Origin of the sequence: Geodermatophilus africanus, from assembly GCF_900107105.1 — a bacterium.
Taxonomy (GTDB): Bacteria; Actinomycetota; Actinomycetes; order Mycobacteriales; family Geodermatophilaceae; genus Geodermatophilus; species Geodermatophilus africanus.
Map to the genome: position 1 here is coordinate 20,416 of NZ_FNOT01000007.1, position 21,775 is coordinate 42,190.

At 75.4% G+C, this 21,775-nt stretch carries 22 protein-coding genes, 1 pseudogene and 1 riboswitch; of the genes and pseudogenes, 11 read left to right on the forward strand and 12 right to left on the reverse strand.

Annotated elements, in window-relative coordinates:
• Positions 1–10: 10 nt before the first annotated feature.
• The 4 genes from BLW63_RS14020 (at position 11) to BLW63_RS14035 (ending at position 3,919) form a co-directional block, all read left to right on the forward strand.
• Positions 11–1,402 carry a metallopeptidase TldD-related protein gene (locus BLW63_RS14020; protein WP_091157325.1) on the forward strand — a complete coding sequence of 464 codons (1,392 nt, stop codon included), beginning with the start codon at positions 11–13 and terminating at the stop codon, positions 1,400–1,402.
• A 325-nt stretch (positions 1,403–1,727) separates the two neighbouring features.
• Positions 1,728–2,030: a hypothetical protein gene (locus tag BLW63_RS14025; RefSeq protein WP_091157329.1), complete on the forward strand. Its 303-nt coding sequence runs from the start codon at positions 1,728–1,730 to the stop codon at positions 2,028–2,030.
• Between the two features lie 192 nt (positions 2,031–2,222).
• Positions 2,223–2,711 carry a hypothetical protein gene (locus BLW63_RS14030; RefSeq protein WP_091157334.1) on the forward strand — a complete coding sequence of 163 codons (489 nt, stop codon included), beginning with the start codon at positions 2,223–2,225 and terminating at the stop codon, positions 2,709–2,711.
• Positions 2,712–2,908: 197 nt separating this feature from the next.
• Complete coding sequence (locus BLW63_RS14035; protein ID WP_091157338.1) at positions 2,909–3,919, forward strand: C40 family peptidase; 1,011 nt, start codon at positions 2,909–2,911, stop codon at positions 3,917–3,919.
• 103 nt (positions 3,920–4,022) lie between these two features.
• Here the strand turns inward: BLW63_RS14035 and BLW63_RS14040 are convergent, their stop codons facing one another.
• Positions 4,023–4,601: a YdeI/OmpD-associated family protein gene (locus tag BLW63_RS14040; protein ID WP_244522572.1), complete on the reverse strand. Its 579-nt coding sequence runs from the start codon at positions 4,599–4,601 to the stop codon at positions 4,023–4,025.
• A gap of 98 nt (positions 4,602–4,699) precedes the next feature.
• On the opposite strand from BLW63_RS14040, the gene BLW63_RS14045 reads away from it, so the two are divergent.
• Positions 4,700–5,278 (forward strand): gamma carbonic anhydrase family protein, encoded by a 579-nt coding sequence (locus BLW63_RS14045; RefSeq protein ID WP_244522573.1) that lies wholly within the window; start codon positions 4,700–4,702, stop codon positions 5,276–5,278.
• Positions 5,279–5,300: 22 nt separating this feature from the next.
• Here the strand turns inward: BLW63_RS14045 and metX are convergent, their stop codons facing one another.
• Entirely contained in the window at positions 5,301–6,401 is a 1,101-nt protein-coding gene (gene metX, locus BLW63_RS14050) for a homoserine O-acetyltransferase MetX (RefSeq protein ID WP_244522574.1), read from the reverse strand.
• A 16-nt stretch (positions 6,402–6,417) separates the two neighbouring features.
• Positions 6,418–7,713: pseudogene (locus tag BLW63_RS14055) on the reverse strand (bifunctional o-acetylhomoserine/o-acetylserine sulfhydrylase); the annotation flags it as partial.
• Between the two features lie 40 nt (positions 7,714–7,753).
• Positions 7,754–7,870: riboswitch (SAM riboswitch) on the reverse strand.
• Positions 7,871–7,957: 87 nt separating this feature from the next.
• Here BLW63_RS14055 and BLW63_RS14060 point away from each other — a divergent pair.
• Positions 7,958–8,986 (forward strand): zinc-dependent alcohol dehydrogenase family protein, encoded by a 1,029-nt coding sequence (locus tag BLW63_RS14060; RefSeq protein ID WP_091157352.1) that lies wholly within the window; start codon positions 7,958–7,960, stop codon positions 8,984–8,986.
• A 4-nt stretch (positions 8,987–8,990) separates the two neighbouring features.
• Here BLW63_RS14060 and BLW63_RS14065 read toward each other — a convergent pair whose 3' ends face one another.
• Genes BLW63_RS14065 through BLW63_RS26140 form a run of 4 tightly spaced genes read right to left on the reverse strand, consistent with a single transcriptional unit; the run spans position 8,991 to position 11,576 of the window.
• Entirely contained in the window at positions 8,991–9,443 is a 453-nt protein-coding gene (locus tag BLW63_RS14065; protein WP_091157355.1) for an Rv3103c transmembrane domain-containing protein, read from the reverse strand.
• Complete coding sequence (locus BLW63_RS14070; RefSeq protein ID WP_091157359.1) at positions 9,440–10,333, reverse strand: mechanosensitive ion channel family protein; 894 nt, start codon at positions 10,331–10,333, stop codon at positions 9,440–9,442. Before BLW63_RS14070 ends, BLW63_RS14065 begins: the two co-directional genes overlap by 4 nt.
• A gap of 52 nt (positions 10,334–10,385) precedes the next feature.
• Positions 10,386–11,177 (reverse strand): thioesterase family protein, encoded by a 792-nt coding sequence (locus BLW63_RS14075; RefSeq protein WP_091157362.1) that lies wholly within the window; start codon positions 11,175–11,177, stop codon positions 10,386–10,388.
• Between the two features lie 21 nt (positions 11,178–11,198).
• A complete protein-coding gene (locus tag BLW63_RS26140; RefSeq protein ID WP_139263541.1) occupies positions 11,199–11,576 on the reverse strand; it encodes a hypothetical protein in 378 nt (125 codons plus the stop codon).
• A gap of 253 nt (positions 11,577–11,829) precedes the next feature.
• Between BLW63_RS26140 and BLW63_RS14085 the strand changes: the two genes are divergently transcribed.
• From BLW63_RS14085 to BLW63_RS14095, 3 genes are all read left to right on the forward strand, one after another.
• Positions 11,830–13,671: a BCCT family transporter gene (locus BLW63_RS14085; RefSeq protein ID WP_091157369.1), complete on the forward strand. Its 1,842-nt coding sequence runs from the start codon at positions 11,830–11,832 to the stop codon at positions 13,669–13,671.
• A 69-nt stretch (positions 13,672–13,740) separates the two neighbouring features.
• Positions 13,741–14,145, forward strand: coding sequence for a VOC family protein (locus tag BLW63_RS14090; RefSeq protein ID WP_091157371.1), 405 nt, complete (start codon positions 13,741–13,743; stop codon positions 14,143–14,145).
• A gap of 46 nt (positions 14,146–14,191) precedes the next feature.
• Positions 14,192–15,139 (forward strand): EamA family transporter, encoded by a 948-nt coding sequence (locus tag BLW63_RS14095; RefSeq protein ID WP_091157374.1) that lies wholly within the window; start codon positions 14,192–14,194, stop codon positions 15,137–15,139.
• A gap of 76 nt (positions 15,140–15,215) precedes the next feature.
• Here the strand turns inward: BLW63_RS14095 and BLW63_RS14100 are convergent, their stop codons facing one another.
• The 4 genes from BLW63_RS14100 to BLW63_RS14115 all read right to left on the reverse strand — a co-directional run bounded on the left by BLW63_RS14100 (position 15,216) and on the right by BLW63_RS14115 (position 17,374).
• A complete protein-coding gene (locus BLW63_RS14100) occupies positions 15,216–15,578 on the reverse strand; it encodes a TroA family protein (protein ID WP_091157377.1) in 363 nt (120 codons plus the stop codon).
• A 171-nt stretch (positions 15,579–15,749) separates the two neighbouring features.
• The gene (locus tag BLW63_RS14105) at positions 15,750–16,469 is read right to left on the reverse strand and encodes a DsbA family protein (RefSeq protein ID WP_091157381.1); all 720 of its coding nucleotides are present in this window, start codon (positions 16,467–16,469) and stop codon (positions 15,750–15,752) included.
• Positions 16,466–16,960, reverse strand: coding sequence for a glutathione peroxidase (locus BLW63_RS14110; protein ID WP_091157385.1), 495 nt, complete (start codon positions 16,958–16,960; stop codon positions 16,466–16,468). Before BLW63_RS14110 ends, BLW63_RS14105 begins: the two co-directional genes overlap by 4 nt.
• A 12-nt stretch (positions 16,961–16,972) precedes the next feature.
• A complete protein-coding gene (locus BLW63_RS14115) occupies positions 16,973–17,374 on the reverse strand; it encodes a DUF2237 family protein (protein WP_091157389.1) in 402 nt (133 codons plus the stop codon).
• A gap of 78 nt (positions 17,375–17,452) precedes the next feature.
• On the opposite strand from BLW63_RS14115, the gene BLW63_RS14120 reads away from it, so the two are divergent.
• Both BLW63_RS14120 and BLW63_RS14125 read left to right on the forward strand, forming a co-directional pair.
• The gene (locus tag BLW63_RS14120) at positions 17,453–19,453 is read left to right on the forward strand and encodes an acetoacetate--CoA ligase (RefSeq protein WP_170856771.1); all 2,001 of its coding nucleotides are present in this window, start codon (positions 17,453–17,455) and stop codon (positions 19,451–19,453) included.
• Between the two features lie 143 nt (positions 19,454–19,596).
• Positions 19,597–20,889, forward strand: coding sequence for an MFS transporter (locus BLW63_RS14125; protein WP_091157395.1), 1,293 nt, complete (start codon positions 19,597–19,599; stop codon positions 20,887–20,889).
• A 78-nt stretch (positions 20,890–20,967) separates the two neighbouring features.
• Here BLW63_RS14125 and BLW63_RS14130 read toward each other — a convergent pair whose 3' ends face one another.
• Positions 20,968–21,732 carry a TetR/AcrR family transcriptional regulator C-terminal domain-containing protein gene (locus tag BLW63_RS14130; protein WP_091157399.1) on the reverse strand — a complete coding sequence of 255 codons (765 nt, stop codon included), beginning with the start codon at positions 21,730–21,732 and terminating at the stop codon, positions 20,968–20,970.
• Positions 21,733–21,775 lie beyond the last annotated feature (43 nt).

A 21,775-nucleotide genomic window follows, 5' to 3' on the forward strand; every position in this document is an offset into this window, starting at 1 on the left:
AGGAGGACTCGTGAGCTCGTGGTCGCGACCGCAGGACGTCGTCGAGAAGGCGCTGGCCGCCTCCACCGCCGACGGGCAGGTCGCCTTCGTCGTGGAGAGCTCCGAGGCCAACCTGCGCTGGGCGAAGAACAGCCTGACCACCAACGGCGCGATGCGCTCGCGGCAGGTCGTCGTCGTCTCGTTCGTCGACGGCGGGGCCGGGATGGCCGCCGGCACGGTGGCGCGCACCGGCAACCCGGACGTCGAGGAGCTGGTGGCCGCCAGCGAGCAGGCCGCCCGCGACGCCGGCCCGGCCGAGGACGCCGTCCCGCTGGTCGGCGAGGCGCCACCCGGCGCCGGCGACTGGGACGCCGACCCCGCGGAGACCTCGATCGGCGTCTTCCGCGACTTCGCACCCGCCCTGGGCGAGGCCTTCGGTGGCGCGCGCGACCGCGACGAGCTGCTGTTCGGCTACGCCGAGCACGCCATGGCCACCACCTACCTGGGGACGTCGACCGGCCTGCGCCTGCGGCACGACCAGCCCAGCGGCCGGGTGGAGCTCAACGGCAAGAGCGGCGACATGAGTCGCTCGGTGTGGTCCGGCGTCGGCACCCGCGACTTCGCCGACGTGTCGGTGGCCGGGCTCGTCGCCGACGTGCAGCGCAAGCTCGGCTGGTCGCAGCGCCGGGTCGAGCTGCCCGCCGGCCGCTACGAGACGCTGCTGCCGCCGTCGGCGGTCAGCGACCTGATGATCTACACCTACTGGACCATGGAGGCCCGCGACGCCGACGAGGGTCGCAACGTCTACGCCAGGGCCGGCGGCGGCAACCGGGTCGGCGAGCGGCTGGCCGCGCTGCCGCTCACGCTGCGCAGCGACCCGTTCGAGCCGGGCCTCGAGGCCTGCCCGTTCCAGGTGGTCAGCGGATCGTCGGGCTCGGCGTCGGTGTTCGACAACGGCATGGCGGCCCCGGCGGTCGAGTGGATCTCCGGGGGCGTGCTCGCCAACCTGATCCGACCGCGGGCCTGGGCGTTGAGGACGACGGCACCGGCCACTGCCGCCGTCGACAACCTGGTCCTCGAGCAGCCGGGCGCCACGGCGTCGCTGGACGAGATGGTCGCCGCCACCGACCGCGGGCTGCTGCTGACGACGCTCTGGTACATCCGCGAGGTCGACCCGCAGACGCTGCTGCTGACCGGGCTCACCCGTGACGGCGTCTTCCTCGTCGAGGGCGGGGAGGTGACCGGCGCGGTGAACAACTTCCGGTTCAACGAGTCGCCGGTCGACCTGCTCGGCCGGATCACCCAGGCCGGACGCACCGAGCGGACGCTGCCCCGCGAGTGGAACGACTGGTTCACGCGCGCCGCGATGCCCACCGTGCGGGTGCCGGACTTCAACATGAGCTCGGTGTCGCCCGCCAGTTGAAGGACCCCGTCCTCCTCACCGCTCGGAGAAGGACCCCGTCCTCCCCACCCCTCGCGAGCTTGGGGCGGTGCCCTGGACGGGGCCGGGGCCGGGGGCCGTACGCGTGGGGTCCCTGGGACTCGTGGGGCGGAGCGACCGTTCCGTCACACTCGTCACGCATGGCGTCGTGACGTTCTGCGTCTGCCCACCTACTGTCTGTCTCGCGGGCTGCTGGACCTTCGGCTTGACCACCCCGCACGCACGCCGAAACGTGCACCGGGCGGGAAGACCTCCCGCCCGCATCGGACGGGCTCCGGCACAGCCGGAACGGTGAGGGGAGGGTCCCGTGACGAGGACTCAGAAGCCGTCGGTCTTCCAGATCGGCAGGGTGTGGGACGACGGGCACGCCGTCGTGGTCTCCGGGTGGGGCCTGGGCCTGTGCGCCGCGGCGTGCGCCTGTCACCGCCACCCGTCCGCCGGCAGCCTGGCCATCGCCGAGGACCAGACCGAGGGCCTGCTCGGCCTGGTGAGCTACCGCGAGGGCGGCTGCGAGTGCTGCGAGCCGTGGACCGCCGACGAGCTCACCGCCATCGTCCGCGACCTCGAGATGGTCGCCGACCTCGACGCCCCCGAGCCGCTCGCCGGCTGAGAGAAGGACCACCCTTCCCCCCGCACCTCGCAGGCTCGGCGCGGGCCCCTGAAGGGTGGCCGTTCCCGTACGTCACCAGGCTCGGCGCGGGACCCTGAGAGGTGGCCGTTCCGGTACGTCCCCCGACCCGGCTCCGCACCTGCGGGGCCGGGTCGCGGTTCCTCCGCACCCCGACCCGGGTAGGGCTGCTCCATGCTGGGACGCGCTGCTCTCCGAGGTGCCCTCGCCGGCCTGGCCGGCACCGCGGCCATGACGCTCGCCGAGCAGGTCGAGCAGTCCGTCACGCACCGCCCGGACTCCTACGTGCCCGCGCGCACCCTCACGGCGCTGACCACCCGCCGCCGGCTGCCGGGGTCTGAGCGCCCACCGGTGCGCAACCACCTCATGCACTGGGGCACCGGTGCGCTCGTCGGCGCCCTGCGCGGCGTGTGGTCGGCCAGCGGGCTGCGCGGCTGGCGCGCCTCGGCCTGGCACACCTCCGTGCGGCTGGCCACCGACCAGACCCTCGAGAACGCCACCGGCGTGGGTGCGCCGCCGTGGACCTGGTCGCGCCGCGACCAGGTCGTCGACCTCGGCGGCAAGGCCGTCTACTCCTTCGTGACCGGTGCGGTGGCCGACCGCCTGGTCCCCCTCGCACCCGACCGCACCCCCTCGGGCTCCGCCCCGCCCCGCCGCCGGTAGTCCACACCGCTGACGGCACGCGGTCACCCCGGCGTCGCAGGGGGCCGTTGAGGGAGCTGTGACAGCTGAGGCGCGCACCCTCCCGTGGCGCCGCGCGCCGCCCCCTACCCCTTGACGTCGTGTCCTTACCGTGCGTGCTCACGCGCTCGGAACACCGCTCCCTTCCCGGAGCGGGGCGCGGCGAGAGGGGGCCGGACATGGGCCGCAACCGGACGACGAGCCGGCGCTGGACGCGCGCCACCCTGGCCGTCACTGCCGCCGTCGCCGTGCTGCTGACCCCGGCGACCGCGGGCGCCACCCCCGGCACCGCGGACGAGGCCGCCCGACTGGTCGCCGAGACCGGCCGGCAGCTCGCCGCTCTCGACGAGCAGGTCCACGAGGCCCAGCTGACCGTCGCCGCTCAGCAGCAGGCCGCGGCCGACGCCGCCGCGCGGGCGGCCCAGGCCGAGGGCGTGCTCGCCGGCTACGGCCCGCAGTTGGCGGCCATCGCGCAGACCGCCGGCACCTCGCAGTCCCGGATGGCCGCGTTCCTTACCTCCGAGTCCGCGGCCGACGTCGTCCAGCAGATGACCACGCTCGACCTTATCGCCGCCCACACCGAGGGGTTGCTGGCCGAGGTGTCGATCGCGCAGCGCGCGGCCGAGCAGGCCCGGACCGACGCCGACGCCACTGCCGCGCAGGCGACCGCGTCGCTCGCCGAGCTGGAGCGCCAGTGGGCCGAGGTGCAGACGCGTGTCGATGCCTACGAGGCGGACTTCGACCGGCTCTCGGCCGCCGAGCGGGCCGTCGTGACCACCTCGCTCGCCGGCCCGTCACTGGCCCCTCCGGACACCGACGCGGTCGTGGCCGCCGCGCCGAGCGGCGACGTCGCAGCCGTGCTCGAGGCGGCCCTCGCGCAGGTCGGCGACCCCTACGTCTGGGGCGGCACCGGCCCCGACGGCTTCGACTGCTCCGGGCTGACCAGCTTCGCCTACGCCGCGGCCGGTGTCTCGCTGCCGCACTCCAGCCGCGCCCAGTCGCGGATGGGGGTCGCCGTGTCGCGGGACGAGCTCATGCCCGGCGACCTCGTCTTCTTCTACTCCCCGATCAGCCACGTCGGCATCTACATCGGCGGCGGCAAGATGGTGCACGCCCGCACGCACGGCATCCCCGTGGCGGTGACCAGCGTGGACATGGGCGGCTACGTGGGCGCCCGCCGCGTCCTCTGAGCGGAGGCCTCCTGCAGGTGAAAGGACCCCGTCCTCCTCACCCCTCGCAGGCTCGGGGCGAGCCTCTGGACGGGGCCGGGGTGGGCGGCAGGAGGGTCCTTTCTCAGTACGGGCGGCGTCTCTCGGCGAGCATCGTGACCAGGGCGGCGATCCGCCGGGCGCGGGTCTGCGGCGTGGCGGCCGTGGCCACCCGGTGCAGGACGGCGTAGCGGTTGCGGCCGTCGAGGCCGGCGAAGGCCTGCTGCGCGGCGGGGTCGGCGGCCAGCGCGGCGGCGAGGTCGTCGGGAACGGTGATGGTGGCCGGACCCGCGTAGGCCCGTTCCCAGCGGCCGTCGGCCCGCGCCGCCGCCACCGCGGCCAGCCCGGCCGGGCGCATCCGGCCGGCGGCGGTGAGCGCCTCGACCGCGGCGACGTTCTTCTGCGACCAGATGCTGCGCGCCCGGCGCGGGGTGATGCGCTGCAGGTAGGAGGTCTCGTCCAGGCGCTGCGACCGGCCGTCGATCCAGCCGAAGCAGAGCACCGACTCGACCAGCTCGGCGTAGGTCACCGAGGGGACACCGGCCCCCTTCTTCGCCAGCCGCACGTACAGGCCGGGCGCGGTCGCGTGCTCGGCGTCGAGCCACGCCTCCAGCGCGGCCTGGCTGGCGAAGGCCAGGACGGGCAGGTCGGTCGGCACGGTCACGGCGGCCATCCTGGCGGCGGTGGGTGCCCCGGTCCACGGTCGGGGCCACCAGCCCTCCGGCGGTGCAGCTCCGACGCGTCTGTGCTGTGCTGTCGCCCGTGGCCGAGAACTACATCGCCGAGTTGCCGTTCGGGTCCCCGCAGATCGACGTCGAGGCGTTCGTGGCGCCGACGGCCGTCGTCGTCGGCGCCGTGACGATGGGGCCGCGGTCGAGCATCTGGTACGGCGCGGTGGCGCGCGCCGACGCCGAGGTCATCGAGATCGGCGAGGGCTCCAACATCCAGGACGGCTGCACCCTGCACTCCGACCCCGGCTTCCCGCTGGTCGTCGGCCGCGGCGTGACCGTCGGGCACCGCGTCGTCCTGCACGGCGCCCGGGTCGACGACGACGTGCTGGTCGGCATGGGCAGCGTCGTCATGAACGGCGCGCACATCGGCTCGGGCTCGATCGTCGCCGCCGGCGCCGTCGTCACCCAGGGCACGCAGGTGCCGCCGGGGTCGCTCGTCGCCGGGGTCCCCGCCAAGGTGATCCGGTCGGCCACGGACGACGACCAGCGGCACATCCGCGGCAACGCCGCCAGCTACACCGACCGGCTCGACAGCGCGCGACGGGTGCGCCCGGTCGTCCGCGCCCCGCTCCCGCCGGCCGGGCAGACGCCCGGCGACGCGATGGACTGAGGCCCCCTCACGAGGTCGCGGGTCAGGTGTCCAGCAGCTCGCGGACCAGGACACCGACGGCATCGGCCTCGATGAGGAAGCCGTCGTGCCCGTACGGCGAGCTGATCACCCGCAGCGGGACGCCGAGGGCGTCGGCCACCTGCTGCTGGAGCGCGAGCGGGTACAGCCGGTCGGTGTCGACACCGGCGACGACGGCGCGCGCGGTGACCCGGCCCAGCGCCGCCCGGACCCCGCCGCGGCCGCGGCCCACGTCCCAGGAGTTCATGGCCTCGGTGAGCACCACGTAGCTGCCGGCGTCGAACCGGCGCGCCAGCTTGTCGGCGTGGTGGTCGAGGTAGGAGGCGACGGCGTAGCGGCCGTCGTCCTGCACCGCGGTGCCGAAGCGTGCGTCGAGTTCCTGGTCGCTGCGGTAGGTCAGGTGCGCGATCCGGCGGGCCACGCCCAGCCCGGCCACCGGCCCCTCGCCGGGCGGGTGGTCTCCGCCGGCCCACGCGGGGTCGGCGCGGATCGCGGCCTGCTGGGTGGTCTGGGTGCCGATCTGGTCGGCGGTCGCCGCGGCGCCCGAGGCGAGGAAGAGCAGCCGCTCCACCCGGTCGGGCAGCGCCACCGCCCACTCCAGTGCGCGCATCCCGCCCATCGAGCCGCCGAGCACCGCCGCCCACCGGGGGACGCCCAGCGCGTCGGCGAGCGCGGCCTCGACCCGGACCTGGTCGGCGACCGTGACGGCCGGGAACCGCGACCCGTACGGGGTCCCGTCGGGCGCGGTCGAGGAGGGCCCCGTCGTCCCCTGGCAGCCGCCCAGGACGTTGGCGCACACGACGAACAGCCGGTCGGTGTCCAGCGGCGCCCCGGGGCCGACCAGCTCGTCCCACCAGCCCGGTGTCGGGTGCCCCGGGCCGGCGGGGCCGGCGAGGTGGCTGTCGCCGGTGAGCGCGTGCTCGACGAGGACGGCGTTGCCGCCGCCGGGCGCCGGCGTTCCCCACGTCTCGTAGGCCACCCGCACCCCCGGCAGCAGGCCGCCGCGCTCCAGCCGCAGCGGTCCGGGCAGGTCGAGGAAGCGACGGTCGCCGGCCGGGTCGCCCTCGCGCCAGCCCCCCGGCCGGGGCGGGGCCCAGGAGGTCACCCGGGCCCCGCCCACCTCAGGCCCCCTTCGCGGCGCGGAAGCCGGACTCCAGGTCGGCGAGGATGTCCTCGATGCCCTCCAGGCCGACGGCCAGCCGGACCAGGCCCGGCGTGACACCGGTGGTCAGCTGCTCCGAGGGCGTCAGCTGCGAGTGCGTGGTCGAGGCCGGGTGGATGACCAGGCTGCGCACGTCGCCGATGTTGGCCACGTGGCTGTGCAGCTCCAGGGCGTCGACGAACCGCTTGCCGGCCTCGACGCCGCCGTGCAGCTCGAAGGTGAGGACGGCGCCGGCGCCGCGGGGCGCGTATTTCTGCTGCGCCGCGTGCCAGGGGGACGACGGCAGGCCCGGGTAGTTGACCCGGTCGACCGAGTCGTGTGCCTCGAGGAACTCCGCGACCCGCTGCGCGTTCGCCACGTGCCGCTCCATCCGCAGCGACAGCGTCTCGATGCCCTGGACGACGAGGAACGCGTTGAACGGCGAGATCGCCGGGCCGAGGTCGCGCAGCAGCTGCACGCGGGCCTTGAGCGCGTAGGCCGGCGCGCCCAGGTCGGCGTAGACGACGCCGTGGTAGGTCGGGTCGGGCTCGGTGAAGCCGGGGTACTTCCCGCTCGTCCAGTCGAAGGTGCCCGAGTCGACGATGAGCCCCGCGATCGCGGTGCCGTGGCCGCCGAGGTACTTGGTCGCCGAGTGGACCACGACGTCCGCACCGGACTCGATCGGCCGGATGAGGTACGGGGTGGCGATCGTGTTGTCGATGATGAGCGGGACGCCGTTGCGGTGCGCGACGCCGGCGACGGTCTCGATGTCGAGGACGTCGCCCTTCGGGTTGCCGATCGACTCGGCGTAGAAGGCCTTGGTGTTCTCCTGCACCAGCGACTGCCAGTTCTCCGGGTCGTCGGGGTCCTCGACGAAGGACACCGAGACGCCCAGCTTGGGCAGCGAGTGGTGCAGCAGGTTGTAGGTGCCGCCGTACAGCGAGGCCGAGGCGACGACGTGGCTGCCGGCCTCGGCGACGTTGAGGATCGCGAGGGTCTCGGCGGCCTGACCCGACGACACGGCCAGCGCGGCCACGCCGCCCTCGAGCGAGGCGACGCGCTGCTCGAGCGCGTCCTGCGTCGGGTTCATGATCCGCGTGTAGATGTTGCCCATCTCCGCCAGCGCGAACAGGTCGGCGGCGTGCTGGGCGTCGCGGAACTGGTAGCTCGTCGTCGCGTAGATCGGCAGCGCGCGGGCGCCGGTCGTGGGGTCGGGGCTGGTGCCGGCGTGGATCTGCCGGGTCTCGAAGCTCCAGCTCTGGGGGTCGCTCATGCGGCTCGTCCTCTCGCTCGCGGAGGACCCGCGGCGCGCGAGGACTCCGTCCTTGCCGGGCGGCGGGCGCCGTCCGGCCGGCTCTTCCCCTGGGAGCACCTCAGACGGAGTAGAGGTTGCCGGGCAGCCAGCCAGGTGCTTGTCACTGCCTCTCGTGAGCCAGCGTGATCCTAGGCAGGTCGCCGCCCTCCGCGGAACCGGCGTCCCAGGTGGTGGACACCGCTGCGGCCTGGGAGAGGCTGCCGGGGTGCGCGCACTCGTGTTCGAGACCTTCGGCGGCCCGCTGACCGTGCAGGACGTCCCCGCGCCGGACCCGGCGCCCGGCGGCGTCGTCGTCGAGGTGGCGGCCACCGGCGTCTGCCGCAGCGACTGGCACGCCTGGCAGGGGCACGACCCCGACGTCGTCCTGCCGCACGTGCCCGGCCACGAGCTGGCCGGCACCGTTGCTGCCGTCGGGGCCGGCGTGCGGCACTGGCGGGTGGGCGACCGCGTCACCGTCCCCTTCGTCAACGCCTGCGGCCGCTGCGCGCAGTGCGCCGCCGGGGAGCACCAGGTGTGCGCCCGGCAGACCCAGCCCGGGTTCACCCACTGGGGCTCGATGGCCGAGTACGTCGCCCTCGACGCGGCCGACGTCAACCTCGTCGCGCTGCCCGAGGACCTGGACCCCGCCACCGCCGCGAGCCTGGGCTGCCGGTTCGCCACCGCCTTCCGCGCGGTGGCGCAGGTCGCGCGGGTCCGGCCCGGTGAGTGGGTCGCCGTGCACGGCTGCGGCGGGGTGGGGCTCTCGGCGGTGCAGGTGGCGGTCGCCGCGGGCGCGCGGGTGGTCGCCGTCGACGTCTCCGCGGCGGCGCTGCGGCTCGCCGCCGCCAACGGCGCGGAACACACGCTGGACGGCGGCGGGGACGTCCCGGCCGCGGTCACCGGACTGACCGGCGGGGGTGCGCACGTCTCCCTCGACGCCCTCGGCGCGGCGGCGACCTGCGAGAACTCGATCCGGTCGCTGCGGCCGCGGGGCCGGCACGTGCAGATCGGGCTGCTGCCCCCGGCGCAGGGCCGTCCCGCGGTGCCGATGGACCTCGTGATCGCCCGCGAGCTGCAGGTGCTGGGCAGCCACGGCATGGCCGCGCACACCTATCCCGAGCTGCTCGGCCTCGTCGCCGCCGGCCGGCTGCGGCCGCAGGCGCTGGTCACCCGGCGGCTCCCCCTCGACGAGGCCGGTGCCGCGCTGGCCGCGGTGGGCCGGGACCCCGGCATCGCGGTGGTCACCCGCGGCTGAGCGGTCAGCTCCCGGGCGCGGCGCTCGTCGTCGGCGCGGCGGGGGTGGGTGGCTGCGGCGTCGTCGGCTCCTCCCCGGCCGGGGTCGGCGCCGGGGTCGTCCCCGAGGGGGTCTCCTCGCCGCCGGTTTCCCCCGGGGGGAGGGACGTGGGCTCGGGGGTCGGCGACGTCGGTGCCGGGGCCGTCGTGGTCGGCGCGGTGGTCGCGGGCGGCTCGGCGGGGGCGGTGGTCGCCGGTGTCTGCACCGTCGTCCCGTCGGTGGCCGGCGCCGTCGGCACGTCCGGCGGGCGGACGTAGAGCCACAGCACGTAGAGCCCGACGAACAGCAGCGCCAGGACGACGGTCGAGGTGCGCGCGCGGCCGAGGTGGTGCGGCACCGAGGACCACCAGCGGCGTGGCGCGGCGTCCACCGACCGCGCGCGGGTCGGCTCGTCGGGGCCCTCGTGCGGGGTGGTCACCGGGCACCGTCAGAGGAGGCGGAGAGCTGCCCGGTCGGCGTGCCGGTCGTCGGCGGCGGCACGGTGAGGCCCGCCTCCCGGAAGGCCTGGACGACGCGGGCGCGCAGGTCGCGGCCGACCTCGAACTGCTTGCCGGGGAGCGTGCGGGCCACCATCCGGACGTTGACCTGCTCGAGGTCGAGCGTCTCCACGCCCATCACGCTGGGCGGGTCGAGCAGCAGCGGGCGCAGCCGCTGGTCGCGGAAGGCGTCGGCGCCGACCTCGCGGAGGATGTCGTTGACCCGGCTGACGTCCAGGGTGGTCGGCACCGGCACGTCGACGACGGCGCGCGCCCAGTCGCGGGAGAGGTTGACGACCTTCACGATCTGCCCGTTCGGCAGCGTGATCACCTCGCCGTTGGGGGAGCGCAGCCGGGTGATCCGCAGCGTGACGTCCTCGATCGTGCCCTCGGCCGGGTCAACGCCCCCCACCACCGTGATGGCGACGACGTCGCCGAAGCCGTACTGCCGCTCGGTGATGATGAAGAAGCCCGCCAGCACGTCGCCCACGACCCGCTGCGCGCCGAAGCCCAGCCCGACACCCAGCACGGTCGCCGGGGCCACCAGCCCGCCGATCGGGATGCCGGCCCGGTCCAGCACGGCGAAGACGGCGATCGCGTAGACCATCACGACCAGCGTCCAGGTGATCACCTGGGTCAGCGAGTGCCGGTGCTTGGCCGCCTCGGAGCGCACGAGGGCGTCGCCGCCGGTCGCGCGGGCGTCGATGCGGTCGGTGATCTTCTCGCCGACCCAGGCGATGAACCGGGCCAGCAGCACCGACCCCAGGACGAACAGGGCGATCACCAGCCCGCGCTCGGCCAGCCAGGTCAGCAGTGGGTTCAGGGGTGCCATCGCGCTCCAGCCTCCCCGGGGGACGGTGTGGACGCCAACCCCCGTCCCCCGATCAGCGGGGGGCGACGAACAGCGCCTGCGCCGAGCGGCCGATCCGGCCGGTGGCGTCGTGGAGGTCGGCGAAGCATTGCCCGGCGCCCGAGGAGCCGATGGTGGTGACGGCGTCGACGCCCAGCCAGTCGCCGGCCGGCGGGCGCACCAGGGCGACGGTGAGGTCGACGTTGGCGAACGTGGCCCGCCGCCAGTCCAGCACGGCGGAGATGCCGCTGGCCGCGTCGGTCATCACCAGCAGGTGCTGCAGCGGGCTCATCGGCTCGCCCTCGACCAGCGCGCACAGCGGCCGGGTCCACGCCGCCGCGGGCCCGGGCGCGTTGAATGAGCCGTGCGCGAAGCGCCAGTCCAGCGCCCGGTGGTAGGCGACGTCGGTGGTGAAGAAGGCCGCCGTCTCCGGGCGGCTCTCCTCCGGCCCGGGCAGCGCGACGGGGGCCTCCGGCGTCCCCTCGACCGCGGAGCTGCGCATCCGCCAGGCGGTCAGCCGCACGAGCGGCCGCTCCGAGCCGCCCGCGGTGAGCACCGCCTCCAGCAGCTCGATCCGCCGTCCGGGCCGCAGCTGCCGGGCGGCGACCCGCACCGGGCCCACGGGCACCGGCGCGAGTATGTCGAAGGCCAGCCGCACCGTCTGCCCGTCGGGGATCCCGGTCCCCCGCTCGGCCTCGCGGGCCAGCAGCGCCGCGACCGGCCCGGCGTGCTGCAGCCCCGGGTCCCACGGCCCGATGGTGAGGTCGGTGGCGAGGAAGCCGTCGCGGTCGGGCACGTAGAGGGCAGCGGGCAGGCCGGGCGTCACGATCGCAGTCTGCCGCCGCGGTCAGCCGCCCGAGCGGCGGGTCTCCCACACGGCGAACGCCGTCCACCCGGCGGCGAGCACCGCCGCGACCACCCACAGCCAGCGCAGCGACGACCCGGTCGGGTTGGCCAGCACCAGCAGGACGGCGACCACCAGCACCGCCCCCGCCAGGGGTGGTGTGCGCAACAGTGTGCCCAGGGTCTCGGGCCCGGGGACGGTGATGAACACCACCAGGGCGACTCCGAGGAGGAAGGCGCAGAGCGCGGCCGCGTAGCCCGCCGTCGCCCCGAACTCGCCGGGCAGGCCGACGGCCCCCAGCCCGCCGAGCACCGCGCCCACCGCCAGCCACAGCAGCAGCTTCCGACGGCGCGCTGACCAGGGCGGACGCAGCTCGCTCACGATCCGGTGCCTCCCCCCGTCGCGGCGCCGCCGTCCCGGTCGGGCGGCCGCCTGGCTGCCGGGGGTGTGCCCGGTCGCCGGGGTCGGCACACGGCCCGCCGCCGCCTCCTCGGCGCGTCCCGCCCGGGTCCCGGCGAGCTTGCACCGCTCCGGGAACGCCCCGACGGTGGAGGGGTTGCCGTCGGCGCCCTGGTGCCGACGGCGCCCGTCGTCCACTCAGTAGGGAGGCGCGCCGGCACCGGCGCCCACAGTCGTGACCACAACACCTGAACGCACCGGCCCACCCGGGGCCACCGAGGCCCACCCCGCCGTCGCGCAGCCACCACCGTCGCCCGCCGACCGCGGGGGGGCGCTGGACCGGGTCGTCTTCGGGGTCTCCGCCGTCCTCGCCCTGGCCTTCGTCGCCTGGGGCTTCGCCAGCCCGCAGGGCCTGGGCTCGGCCAGCGGCACCGCCCTCGAGTGGGTGGAGACCAACCTCGGCTGGCTGTTCGTGCTGCTCGCCTCGGCCTTCGTCGTGTTCGTGGTCTGGCTGGCGGCCGGGCGGTACGGCCGCATCCCGCTGGGCCGCGACGACGAGGAGCCGGAGTTCCGGACGGTGTCCTGGGTGGCGATGATGTTCAGCGCCGGAATGGGCATCGGGCTGATGTTCTTCGGCGTCAGCGAGCCGCTGGCGCACTACGTCGCCCCGCCGCCGGGCACCGTCGAGGCCGAGACGCCCGAGGCGCTCAGGACGGCCATGGCGACCACGGTGTTCCACTGGTCGCTGCACCCGTGGGCCATCTACGCCGTCGTCGGCCTGGCGATCGCCTACGGCACCTTCCGCCGCGGCCGGCGGCAGCTGATCAGCTCCGCCTTCGCCCCGCTGTTCGGGCGGCACCGCACCGAGGGCTGGGCCGGGAGGGCCATCGACGTGCTCGCCATCTTCGCCACGCTGTTCGGGTCGGCGGCGTCGCTCGGGCTCGGCGCGCTGCAAATCGGCAGCGGTGTGGAGATCCTCGGCTGGGTGGGGGACGCCGGCAACGGGCTGCTGGTGGTCGTCATCGCGGTGCTGACCGCGGCGTTCGTCGCCTCCGCCGTCTCCGGCATCGCCAGGGGCATCCAGTGGCTGGCCAACACCAACATGGTGCTGGCCGTCGTCCTGGCCGTGTTCGTCTTCGCCGTCGGCCCGACCGTGCTCGTCCTCAACCTGCTGCCCACCACGCTCGGCACCTACGTCGCGGAGCTGGGCGACATGGCCGCCCGCACCGAGGCCAGCGGCGGGGACGCGACCGCCGAGTGGCTGCGCGGCTGGACGGTCTTCTACTGGGCCTGGTGGATCAGCTGGACGCCGTTCGTCGGCCTGTTCATCGCCCGGATCAGCCGCGGCCGCACCATCCGGCAGTTCGTCACCGGCGTCCTGCTGGTGCCCAGCGTCGTGAGCCTGGTCTGGTTCGCCGTGTTCGGCGGGGCCGGGGTCGCCGCCCAGCGCAGCGGCGTCGACGTCGCCGGGCAGACCACCGCGGAGGGGCAGCTGTTCGGCGTCCTGGGCACCTACCCGCTCGCCACGGTCATGACCGTGCTGGTCATGGTGCTGGTCGCGATCTTCTTCGTGTCCGGCGCCGACGCCGCCTCGATCGTCATGGGGTCGCTGTCCGAGCGCGGCACGCTGTCCCCGAGCCGGACGACGGTCGTCTTCTGGGGCGTCGTCATGGGCGCCGTGGCCGCGATCATGCTGCTGGTCGGTGGCGACGAGGCCCTCACCGGCCTGCAGAACCTCACGATCATCGCGGCGCTGCCCTTCGCGCTGGTGATGGTGGGCATGGCGGTGTCGCTGGCCAAGGACGTCCGCTCCGACCCGCTGGTGCTGCGCCGCACGGTCGCGGTGGAGGCGGTCGAGCAGGCCGTCGTCGAGGGCATCACCCGGCACGGCGAGGACTTCGTGCTGGTGGTCGAGCCCGCGCCGGACGCCGACCGCGACGGCGTCCCGGACACCGCCACCGGCACCACCGTCCTCCCGGCGGCGGAGCGGCGCGGCTCCGACGGCGACCGGGGCGTGCGCGACGTCCGCTCGCCGCTGTCCGAGGTCACTCCTCCGCTGCCCGGTCGCGACCGATGAGTCGTGGCGGTCGGCCCCGTCTGTACCTGCGACGGGGCCGACCGGGCCCCACGACGACGGGAGCACACCGTGCGCTGGATCTTCGTCAACCTGCCCGTGACCGACCTGGCCGCCGCCAAGGCGTTCTACGGCGGCCTGGGCTTCGGCTTCAACGAGCAGTTCTCCGACGAGCGGACGGCGTCGGTCGTCGTCGCCGACAACATCGTGGTGATGCTGCTGACCCGTGACCGGTTCACCGACTTCGTCCCGGAGGGCACCGAGATCGGTGACCCGGCGAAGACGACGACCGTGCTCAACGCGCTGTCAGCCGAGAGCCGGGAGGAGGCCGACGACCTGCTGGCGCGGGCGCTGGCGTCGGGCGGGCGGCCGTGGCAGCCGGCGCAGGACCAGGGGTTCATGTACGGGGTCAGCTTCACCGACCCGGACGGGCACGTCTGGGAGGTCGTCTGCATGGACCCCGCCGCGGTGCAGTGACCCCCCGGTAGGGGGTTCGGGGTCGGACGGTCGCTACCGTCGTCCCGTGTCCCGTCCTCCGCTCGGTTCCGCGCTGACCGTCGGCGCTGCGGGCCTGCTCGCCGTCAACGGCACCGTCTCCACCCTGGCGCTGCAGGCCGGCGTCCCCGCGCCGTGGCTGACGGCGCTGCGCTGCGGCGGGGCGGCGGTCGTGCTGCTCGCCGCCCTCGCCGTCGTCGCGCCGGCGCGGCTGCGGGTGTCCTGGCGGGAGGTGCCGTTCCTGGCCGTCTTCGGGGTGGTCGGCATCGCGCTCACCCAGTGCCTCTACTACGTCGCCATCGGCCGGCTGCCGGTCGGCATCGCGCTGGTCTTCGAGATGACCGCGCCGGTGTTCATCGCGCTGTGGGTGTGGCTGGTGCGCGGCGAGCGGGTCCGTCGCCGGCTGTGGGGCGCGCTGGGGCTGTCGCTGTCCGGGCTGGTCCTGGTGGCGGAGGTCTGGCAGGGCGGCGGCTCGCTCGACGCGGGCGGGGTCGCCGCGGCGCTCGCGGCAGCTCTGTGCCTGGCGACCTACTACCTGATGGGGGAGCGCGGCACGACCACCCGCGACCCGGTGGCGCTCACCTGCTGGAGCTTCGTCGCGGCCGCGCTGTTCTGGGCGGTCGCCGCGCCGTTCTGGCCGTTCGACCCCGCAGTGCTCGGCGCGTCCGTGCCGGTCTCCCTCGGGACGATCGAGCTGCCGCTGTGGGTGCTGGTCGGCTGGATCGTCGTCCTGGGGGCGGCGCTGCCGTTCTGGCTGTCGCTGGCCGCGCTGCGGCACCTGCCGCCGACGACGGCCGGCCTGATCGCCACGGTGGAGCCGGTGCTGGCGTCGGTCGTGGCCTGGCTGTGGGTGGAGCAGGTGCTCTCCGGCTGGCAGGTGCTCGGCGGCCTCGTCGTCCTCGTGGGCATCGGGCTGGCACAGACCGCGCGGTCGGCCCGCCCTCCCGCCCCGGTGCCGGAGGCGGTCCCCGCCTGAGGAAGGACCCCGTCCTCCCCACCCTTCGCAGGCTCAGGGCGGGGCCCGGGACGGGGCCGGGGCAGGGGGTCCTTTCTCAGGTCACCTTCTCGGCCTCGTCGAGCCAGCCGGCCAGCTCGGACATGTAGGCGGCCTGGGCGACGTGGTCCATGCCGATGTACTTCCACGGGTGCTCCTGGCCGGCCTGCACCGCGGGCAGCAGGGGATAGGTCGGCTGGGCGCGCATCTGCTCGGGCGTCTCCCCACCGCGCAGCGAGTAGAGGATCACGTCGCTCGGGTGGTCGGTGACCCGGTCCCAGCTGGTGGTCTCCCAGAAGTAGGTGTCGCCGCCCGGGTCGACGAAGTCGACGCCCAGGTCGGAGTAGAGCCGCAGCGACGGGTCGTCGGAGGCCTTGCCCATCCACCAGCCGTCCGCGGCGGTGGCGTAGACCGGCAGCACGGTGATCCCGCGCTCGCCGGCGGCCCGCAGCTCGGCCGACGCCGCCTCTGGCCCTCGCGGGCGGCGTCGACCGTCGCGCCGTCGGCGCCCAGCGACTCGGCGAGCTCGACGGTGCACTCGATGACGCCTCACCTTGGTCGCCGGCCGACCCACCGGCGCCGCGCACCCCGTTCAGCGGTGCTGGCGGCGGCTGCCCCCGTGCCAGTCCTCCTCGATCCCGGCCTCACCCGGGCTGACGCCGAGCGCCGGCAGCTGCGGCCGTTCCCGCAGGCTGCGCTTGAGCTCGGCGAACCCCGGGAACGCGGCGAGGCCCACGACGTGGTCCCACAGCTCGACGGCCTCGCCGGGATCGGGCAGCCGGCTGATCACCGGGCCGAAGAAGGCGGTGCCACCGGGCGGGCGGAAGTGCAGGATCGGCGTCCCGACGTCCTTGCCGGTGAGCCGCAGCGCGGCGTCGGTCTCCTCCTGGACCTCCGCGTCCCAGGACGCGTCGCCGACGGCGGCCGCCAGGCCGGCCGGCAGCCCCGCCTCGCCGAGGACCTGCTCGAGGAAGGGCCGGCTGGTGGCCCGCTCCGGCGGCGGCTGGCCGGCCGGGTCCTCGAACACGTGCCGCCCGAGGGTCGCGTAGAGCGGGTCGAGCGCCTCGGGGCCGTGCTCGGCGCGGGCGCGGGCGGCGACCCGCAGCAGGTGCAGGCCGGCCGTGTGGCCGGCCTCGTACTCGGGCGGGAACTGCGCGTCGTAGTCGACGTGCCGGTTCAGCAGCCGCAGCGAGATCGGCCGCCACTCGACGCGGTACTCGCGCTGCTCGGCGACCATCCGGACCCACTTGCTGGTCATCCACGCGAACGGGCAGACCGGGTCGAACCAGAAGTGCAGGTCGGGATCGCTCACCGGTGCAGGACCTCCTCGATCGCGTGCCGGACCTCGGGTGCGTCCAGCTGGGTGGGGGGCCGGAACCGGGCCACGACCTCGCCGTCGGCGGTCACCAGCCACTTCTCGAAGTTCCACTGCACGTCGCCGGCCTCGCCCGACGCGTCGGGCGCCTCGGTGAGCCGCCGGAACAGCGGGTGCGCGCCCGGGCCGTTGACCTCGAGCTTCTCGGTCATCGGGAAGGTGACGCCGTAGGTGGCCGAGCAGAAGCCGGCGATCTCCTCGGCCGTGCCCGGTTCCTGCCCGGCGAACTGGTTGCACGGCACGCCGACGACGGTGAGACCCCGCCCGCCGTACTCCTGCTGCAGCCCCTCGAGCTGGGTGTACTGCGGGGTGAGGCCGCACCGGCTGGCGACGTTGACCACCAGCGCCGCGCCGCCGCCGGTCAGGTCCCGGAGGGTGGTGACCTCGCCCTGCAGGGTGGTCACCGGGGTGCCGAGCAGGTCGCTCACGGGGGTCCTCTCCTAGTCGAGGCCGCTGAGGTCGTCGGGGACGTCGACGGCGTGCTGCCGCAGCGCCTCCATCGGGACGACCTCGAGCGCCTGGGCGTTGGTGGCCGCGAGCACGACGCCCGCCGCGACCCCGGCCTGGTAGGCCTGCATCCACCGCGCGGCCACCACGCACCAGCGGTCGCCCGGGCGCAGGCCGGGGAAGCCGTACTCCGGCCGCGGGGTGGACAGGTCGTTGCCGAGCGCCCGCTGCAGCTCGAGGAACTCGGCCGACACGACGGTGCAGACGGTATGGCTGCCCAGGTCCTCGGGACCGCTGCTGCAGACGCCGGTGCGGTAGAAGCCGGTGAGCGGCTCCGTGCCGCACGGCTGCAGCGCGCCGCCGAGCACGTTGCGCTCGACCTCCGGCTCGCTCATGGGTCCCCATCCTGGTGCCCGACGCCGGTCCGCGCTCAGTGGCCTCGTGCTCACCGGGCGGCGTGGCAAGGTGCTGCTGTGAGTACCGACACGTCTGCCGGGCCCCAGGTGCTCTGGCGCCCCACGCCGGAGTCGATCCGGGCCACGCACCTCGCACGGTTCGCCGACCGGGTGGCCCGGCGGCGCGGACTCGACCTCGGCGACCCGGCCGACTACGACGCGATCTGGCGCTGGTCGGTCGAGCACCTCGACCAGTTCTGGGCCGAGGTGGCCGACTGGTCCGGCGTGCTGCCCGGCGTTCCGGACGACCGGGTGCTCACCCGCCGCCGGATGCCCGGTGCCGAGTGGTTCCCCGGGACGACGGTCAACTACGCCGAGCAGGCGCTGCGCCCGCTGCGGGACGGCACCGTGGACCCCGGCAGCCCGGCGCTGGTCGCCGTGGCCGAGGACGCCGAGCCGGTCGAGATCACCTGGGCGCAGCTGCGGGACCAGGTCGGCGCCTTCGCCGCCACGCTGCGCCGCCTGGGCGTGCGGCGCGGCGACCGGGTGGCCGGCTACCTGCCCAACGTCCCCGAGGCCGTCGTCGCGTTCCTCGGGGCCGCGGCGGTCGGCGCGGTGTGGTCCTCCTGCGCCCCGGACTTCGGCACCCGCAGCGTGCTGGACCGCTTCGCGCAGATCGAGCCGACCGTGCTGGTCGCCGTCGACGGCTACCGGTGGGGCGGCAGGGAGTACGACCGGCGCGACGTCGTCGCCGAGCTCCGCGCGGCGCTGCCCGGCGTGCGGACGACGATCGCCGTCCCCCGGCTCTTCCCCGACGAGGTGCCCGACGGGGCGCTGAGCTGGGCCGAGGCGGTCGCCGACGAGCAACCGCCGGTCGTCGAGCCGCTGCCGTTCGACGCCCCGCTGTGGATCGTCTACTCCTCGGGGACCACCGGGCTGCCCAAGGGGATCGTGCACGGCCACGGCAGCACCGCCGTCGAGATGCACAAGCAGCTCGGCCTGCACGGCGACGTCGGCCCGGGCGACCGCTACTACTGGTACGCCTCCACCGCCTGGATCATGTGGAACATCGCCACCTCGGCCCTGCTGCGCGGCGCGACGGTGGTCGTCCACGACGGCGCCCCCGCGTACCCGTCGGTCGACGCGCAGTTCGCCCTGGCCGCGCGCACCGGCATCACCCACCTCGGTACCAGCGCCGGTTACCTCACCGCCTGCGAGAAGGCGGGGATCCGCCCGGGGGAGACCCACGACCTGTCCGCGCTGCTCAGCATCGGGTCGACCGGGTCGCCGCTGCCGGCGTCGGCCTTCTGCTGGGTCTACGACGCGGTGGGCAGCGACGTCTTCCTCGGCTCGGTGTCCGGCGGCACCGACGTCGCCACCGGGTTCATCGGCAGCACCCTGCTGCTCCCGGTGGTGGCCGGCGAGCTGCAGCGCCCGATGCTCGCGGTCGCCGCGGCCGCCTGGGACGAGGAGGGCCGGCCGGTCGTCGGCGAGCTCGGCGAACTGGTGGTCACCGAGCCGATGCCCACGATGCCGCTGTACTTCTGGAACGACCCGGACGGGTCCCGCTACCGCGAGGCGTACTTCGAGCCCTGGCCCGGGGTGTGGCGGCACGGCGACTGGATGGAGGTCACCGAGCGCGGCACCTGCGTCATCACCGGCCGCTCGGACTCCACGCTCAACCGCGGGGGCGTCCGCATGGGGACGGCGGACATCTACGCCGCCGTCGAGTCGGTGCCCGAGGTCCGCGACTGCGTCGTCCTCGGCGTGGAGCAGCGCGACGGCGGCTACTGGATGCCGCTGTTCGTCCAACTGGCGCCGGGGGAGGAGCTCACCGACGAGCTGCAGGCGCGGATCCGGGACGCGATCCGCCGGCAGGCCAGCCCGCGGCACGTGCCCGACGAGGTGCTCGCCGTCCCCGCCGTCCCGCACACCCGCACCGGCAAGCGGTTGGAGGTCCCGCTCAAGCGGCTGTTCCAGGGGGCCGACCCGGCCCGGGCCCTCAACCTGGGCGCGGTCGACGACCCCACGGCGGTCGAGCACTACGTGCGGCTCGCTGCCGAGCGCGGCGCCCACTGAGCCGGCGCCCCGTCAGGGCGTCGTCCGCACCCGATACCGCCCGAGCTGAGCCGTCGGCGAAATCGCGCGCGCCCGCCGGACCCGGCCGGGCACCATCGGCTGCGCCGACCGCGGGGGCGGCGCGGAGGACCCGGGGGGACACGATGGCCGGCCTGCCGAGGGCCCTGCAGCCGCTGCGGCACCGCGCCTACCGGCTGCTCGCCGTCTCGCTCGGCCTGTCGCTGCTGGCCAACGGGTCCTGGGCGGTCGCGGTCATCTGGCAGGTCGTCGCCCTCGGTGGCGGCCCGGCGGAGGTCTCCCTGGTCAGCGCGCTGACCTTCGGGGGCACGCTGGGCGTCGCCCTGCTCGGCGGGGTGCTCGCCGACCGGGTGCCGCAGCGGCACATCCTGCTCGTGGTGGCGCTGCTGCAGGCCGTCCCGGTCGCGGGCGTCGCCGTCCTGTCACTGGCCGACGGCCTGCCCCTGGGCCTGCTGGCCGCCGTGGGCCTGCTCGGCGGCGTCGGGATGGGGCTGTACTACCCGGCCTACTCGGCGCTGGTGCCCGCGCTGCTCCCCGAGGACGAGCTGCTCGCGGCCAACGGTCTCGAGGGCTTGATGCGGCCGGTGCTGCACCAGGTGGCCGGCCCCACGGCCGCCGGGCTGCTGGTCGCCGCGGCCTCGCCGGGGATCGCGCTGCTGGTCACCGCCGCGGCCGCGGCCGGCGCGGCGCTGTGCGTGGCGGCGCTGCCGGTCACCCGCGTCCGCCGCGAGCCGGCCGCCGTCCCGGTCCACCCGCTGCGCGCCGTGGCCGACGACCTGCGCGAGGGCTTCGGCTACATGGTCCGCACGCCCTGGTTCCTGGCCACGCTGCTGTTCGCCTCGCTGATGTTGCTGGTGATGATGGGCCCCTTCGAGGTGCTGGTGCCCTTCGCCATCCGCGACCGCGCCGGCGGCGGGCCCATGGGCCACGCGCTGGTGCTCACCGCCTTCGGCGTCGGCGGCGCGCTGGGCTCGCTGCTCATCTCCTCGCGCCCGCTGCCGCGCCGCTACCTCACGGTCATGAACCTGCTGTGGGGCCTGGGCTGCGTGCCGCTCGTCGTCTTCGGGCTGACCACCCGGCTGGAGGTCATGGTGGCCGCGGGGCTGTTCACCGGCGCCACCTTCCAGAGCGGCATGGTCATCTGGGGCACGCTGCTGCAGCGGCGGGTGCCCCCGGCGCTGCTCGGCCGGGTCTCCAGCCTGGACTTCCTCGTCTCGGGCGCCTTCATGCCGCTGTCGATGGCGCTGGCCGGCCCGGTCAGCGGGTGGATCGGCCTGACCGCGACCTTCCTCGTCGCCGGGCTGGTTCCGCTGGTGCTGGCGGGGGTCGCCGTCGTGGCGGCCCGGATGCCCGCCGACGAGCTGGCCCACCCGCTGGACCGCCGTCCGGCCGCCGAGCCGGTGGCCACCCCGGTCTGACGGCGGCGTCCTCGTCGGTCGACGGGCCCCGGAGGGGTCCGGCGCCCCGCCAACCCACACGACCGCCGTGAGCTGAGGTCAGCGGCGGGCGTCGACGATCGCGGCGAGCCCGTCGAGGACCCGGGCCAGCCCGAACCGGTAGGCGTGGCCGGGGTCGTGCGCGCTGCCGTGCGCGGCCCCGGCCGCCGCCCCGACCCGGACCGCGCGCGGGTACCGCGCCGGGTCCAGCACCCGAGCGAGCAGCGGACCGGCCGCGGCCCACCACCGGGCGTCGTCCACCCCGCTCTGCCGCCGGGCGGCGGCCGCCTCCGCGGCCGCCCGCGCGTTGGCCTGCACGAACGACAGCAGGTGGGTCAGGCAGTCGTCCCGCTCGACGTCGTCCAGCCCGAGGTCGTCGAAGGCGGCCAGCTCGTGCTCGTACTTGGCGGTGGAGCCGGGCCCGAGGGGAGGGCGCAGGGTCGACACCGTCGCGGCCCAGGGGTGGGCGGCGAACAGCGCCCGGTTCTCCTCGGCGACGGCGGTGACCCGTTCCTGCCAGGGCCGGCCCCCGGTGTCGCTGCGGGCCATCTGCGCGTGGACGGCGTCCAGCATGAGGTCCAGCAGCTCGGCGCGGCCGGGCACGTAGGTGTACAGCGTCATCGGCGCCACCCCCAGCGCCTGCGCCACCGCCCGCATGGTCACCGCCGCCAGCCCGTCCCGGTCGGCGAGGGTGACGGCCGCCGCCACCACCGCGTCCAGGTCCAGGGCGCGGGCCGGTCCGCGCCGCGGCCCCTCGGGCGGCTGCCGCCACAGCAGGGCCAGGGTGCGGGCGGGGTCGCCCGCGCTGCTCCGGTCGGTCGGCACGACGGCATCCTCCCCGGCGGATACGGCGTACGGTGTACGAGGT